General features: G+C 68.2%; 4 protein-coding genes. All 4 read left to right on the top strand.

What is annotated here, in order from left to right:
• Positions 1-203 (top strand): hypothetical protein (locus tag V7787_RS52420; RefSeq protein ID WP_336095397.1); only part of this gene is annotated, 203 nt, incomplete at its 5' end.
• 552 nt (positions 204-755) lie between these two features.
• Positions 756-1,679, top strand: coding sequence for a segregation and condensation protein A (locus V7787_RS52415; RefSeq protein WP_442965385.1), 924 nt, complete (start codon positions 756-758; stop codon positions 1,677-1,679).
• Positions 1,680-1,817: 138 nt separating this feature from the next.
• Positions 1,818-2,771 carry an SMC-Scp complex subunit ScpB gene (gene scpB / locus V7787_RS52410; protein ID WP_336095396.1) on the top strand — a complete coding sequence of 318 codons (954 nt, stop codon included), beginning with the start codon at positions 1,818-1,820 and terminating at the stop codon, positions 2,769-2,771.
• On the top strand, positions 2,768-3,993 hold a 1,226-nt coding region (locus tag V7787_RS52405), incomplete at its 3' end, for a pseudouridine synthase (protein ID WP_336095395.1). The genes scpB and V7787_RS52405, both read left to right, overlap by 4 nt.

Genomic DNA, 3,993 nt, shown 5'->3' with positions numbered 1-3,993 from the left:
GCGCGGGCGCCTTGCAGGCCGACAACAAAGCCACCATCACGGCGGCCGCGATCCTTGCTCGATTCATCTGTATCCCCAGTTCCATAAAGGTGGATGAAGCTTCCGGGCGCCAGTCTAGCGGCGGCGCGGATGCATCGATATCCAGCAGGCTTTCCCGCCCTGCGATCTACACAACGTGGCGCCGGGCCCGTCCCTGCCACTGACCTCCCCAGGCCATGGGCGCCAATGTGCGTTCATTCAGCCGATCAATTGCACTAATCCGGCACCGCCCGACCGGCGGCGCGCGGCCTGCGAGCGCCCTCGCCCCGGTGCGCGCCGGCCGAATCGGCGACCGCCGCGCACCCGGCATTCATCCCGACGCTGGACACTGCCGCGCCCAGCCCTTACCCTAAACGTCAATTGCCGTCAGGCCGGATGCAGCAAACCCGTCGCGACCGGATCCCAACCGTCGCCACGTCCGCACCCGTACTCTCCCGCACACCATCGGTGCGCCAGTACGCTTGCATCGCTGCAGTCCACCGGCCCGCGCCCGCAACCCTCGACGCCTTAGCCGCCACGCCCCGCGCGTGTCGCGCAGGCCGGGACCGTTCGGGCCAAGCACACGCCTTTCGAAGTGGTTGGTAGCACCCATAGGGACGCTCCGCTTACGAGTGCACGCATCGGTTGTACCCAACCGTTACGTCATTCCGTTGCGGCCTCGTGCCGTACGCATCGTCGCAACAGCTGTGCCCGCGGCCCGGAGGGGCCGGTTCTGAATGACCAACGAACCCGCGCCCGCCGCGACCGAATCCGCACCGGGTCCCGCCCCGGGCCCGACCACGCCTCAGCAGCAGGAAATGCCGCTGGCGGTGATCCACGGCCAGCCGGTGCTGCAGATTCCGCAAGACCTGTACATCCCGCCGGATGCGCTGGAAGTCATCCTGGAAGCCTTCGAGGGCCCGCTGGACCTGCTGCTGTACCTGATCCGCCGGCAGAACCTGGACATCCTGGACATCCCGGTCGCCGAGATCACCCGGCAATACGTCGACTACATCCAGGCCATGCACGAAATGCGTTTCGAGCTGGCCGCCGAATACCTGGTCATGGCCGCGATCCTGGCCGAGATCAAATCGCGGATGCTGCTGCCGCGCGCGCCGAACGAGGAAGGCATCGAGGAAGACCCCCGCGCCGAACTGGTCCGCCGCCTGCAGGAGTACGAGCGCTTCAAGAAGGCCGCCGAGGACATCGACGCGCTGCCCCGGCAAGACCGCGACACCGCGCCGGTGCAGGCCTATGTGCCCGACCGCGCCTCGGTCAAGCTGCCGCCGCCGGTGGAACTGAAGGAAATGCTGCTGGCCCTGCACGACGTGTTCAAACGCGCCGAGCTGTACACCCAGCACGCGATCAAGCGCGATGCGCTGAGCGTGCGCCAACGCATGGGCGAGCTGCTCACCCGGATGAACGACGGGGTGTTCCATCGTTTCGAGTCGCTGTTCACGGTCGAGGAAGGCCGGCTCGGCGTGGTGGTGACCTTCCTGGGGCTGCTGACCCTGGCCAAGGAGCAGTTGATCGAAATCGTGCAGGAAGGGCCGCTGGCGCCGATCTACGTCAAATCGCTGGCGTTGATGAAGGATCCCGACGAAATCGAACTCAGCAGCGAGTTCGACGACGCCGCCAACGACGACGACCGCGCACCGTGAGCGCCCGCGCCGGACGGTCCGTGACCCGGACATCGCCCCGCTCCGGCGCCCCATCGCCCGCCCAGGCACCGCAAGCCCGCGCCGACCGCGCGGGACGATCCACCTGATCCCATTCCCGAACCCAGAATCCCGGTTTCAATGGACCAACACCTGATCACCCGCATCGTCGAAGCCGCCTTGCTCGCGGCCAACCAGCCGTTGACGCTGGCGCAACTGCGCGAACTGTTCCCCGAGGATCAGCCCGCGCCGCCGGACAGCATCGAGACCGCGCTGCAGACCCTGCGCGAGGGCTGCGCCGAGCGCGGCGTCGAGCTGGTCGAACTGGCCTCCGGCTTCCGCTTCCAGGTCCAGGCCGACGTCCACCCCTGGGTGGCGCGGCTGTGGACCGAACGCCAGACCCGCTACACCCGCGCCACCCTGGAAACCCTGGCGCTGATCGCCTACCGCCAGCCGATCACCCGCGGCGAGATCGAACAGGTCCGCGGCGTGGCGGTCAGCAGCAACATCATCAAGGCTTTGGAAGAGCGCGAGTGGATCCGCGTGGTCGGCCACCGCGACGTGCCCGGCAAGCCGGCCCTGTTCGGCACCACCAAGGCGTTCCTGGATTACTTCGGGCTCAAGCGCCTGGACGAGCTGCCGCCGCTGTCGGAACTCAAGGACATCGGCGAGCTCGAACCGCAGCTGGCGCTGGACGGCGAGCCGATCGCCGCCGGCGGCATCGGCCGCGGCGAGGACCAGGCCAACGACGACAGCGCCGCCGGCGAGACTGCCGCGAACGCCGACTCGGCCGACGCCGATACCGACACCGACGCCGACAGCAACGACGAACAAGCCGACGCATCGGCCGAGACCGAACCGGCTCCCGCCGAAGCCTCCACCGACGCAGACACCCCATCCGAAGCCGCCGGCGAACCCGCCGACGGCCAAGACGACACCGAACACACCGTCCTTTCGGACGACCCCGAAGCCGCGCCGGGCGAGCGCGCGGCGGACGCGAACGATCACGAGCAAGACCAACACGCCGTCGAGACGACGACCGTTCCGGAACTTGAGGCCGAGTCCGAAGACGACCGGCCGGAGCAACAGAAATGACTGACGAAAAACCCCGCAAGCTCTCATTGAAGCGTAGCGGCGACAGCGCGGCCCCCGAAGCGCCGCGCTTGGAAGAACGCCTGCACAAGGTGCTGGCGCAAGCGGGCCTGGGCTCGCGCCGCGCGCTGGAGCAGCGCATCGCCGACGGCCTGGTCAAGGTCAATGGCGAGACCGCCCAGATCGGCGTAAGCATCAAAGGCGGCGACAAGATCGAACTGGACGGCCGCAGCTTCGTCGCCAGCGCGCTGACCGAACCCTCGCGCGTGCTGATGTACAACAAGCCCGAAGGCGAGGTCACCACCCGCGAAGACCCCGAAGGCCGCCCGACCATTTTCGATTCGCTGCCCGCGCTCAAGGGCGCGCGCTGGATCGCGATCGGCCGCCTGGACATCAACACCACCGGCCTGTTGCTGCTGACCACCGACGGTGAGTTGGCCAACGCGCTGATGCACCCCTCCTTCGAAGTCGAGCGCGAATACGTCTGCCGCGTGCGCGCTCCCGAAGGCCAGGACACGGTGCCCGACAATCTGGTCGACCGCCTCGCCCGCGGCGTCTCGCTGGAAGACGGTCCAGCCAAGTTCGACGAAATCGAACGCATCGGCGGCACCGATTCGCACGACTGGTTCCGGGTCGTGGTCAAGGAAGGCCGCAACCGCGAAGTGCGCCGCCTGTGGGAGTCGCAAGGCTGCCAGGTCAGCCGCCTCAAACGCATCCGCTACGGCAAGGTCGCGCTGCCGCGCGAACTGTTGCGCAGCCATTCGCAGGAGCTGGCGGCCGATAAGGTCGAGGCGCTGCGCACCGAGCTGGGCCTGGAAGACGGCACCCCGTCGGCGCTGACCCTGCAGCCGGTGATCGGCCAGCGCAAGGCGACCAAGTCGACCGTGCACCTGTCCGGCAACGAGCGTTCCGCCGGCTACGTCGGCGGCCACAACACCGCCGACGAAGGCCGCGAACTGCGCCGCTTCGACCACGTCCGCGAAGATCGCGGCGGTCGCGGCCGCGGTGGCCCGCGTAAGCCCGGCGGCCTGACCGTCAGCGGCGAAGCCGCGGCGCGCCAGTCGCAAAAGCCGTTCAAGCAGCGCAAGGAAAAGGGCGTCAAGCCGTTGCCCGACGGCAATCCGGCGGCGTTCCGCACCTGGTACGTGCCCGAAGGCGTGGAGACCGGTCCCAGCGGCCATCGCAATCCCGACGGCCGCGGCAAGAAGCCTTACGGCAACAAGCC

The sequence above is a fragment of the Pseudomonas sp. CGJS7 genome (assembly GCF_036961695.1).
Note: the sequence above shows the minus strand (reverse complement) of the source record. Positions and strands in the feature narration are given on the sequence as shown.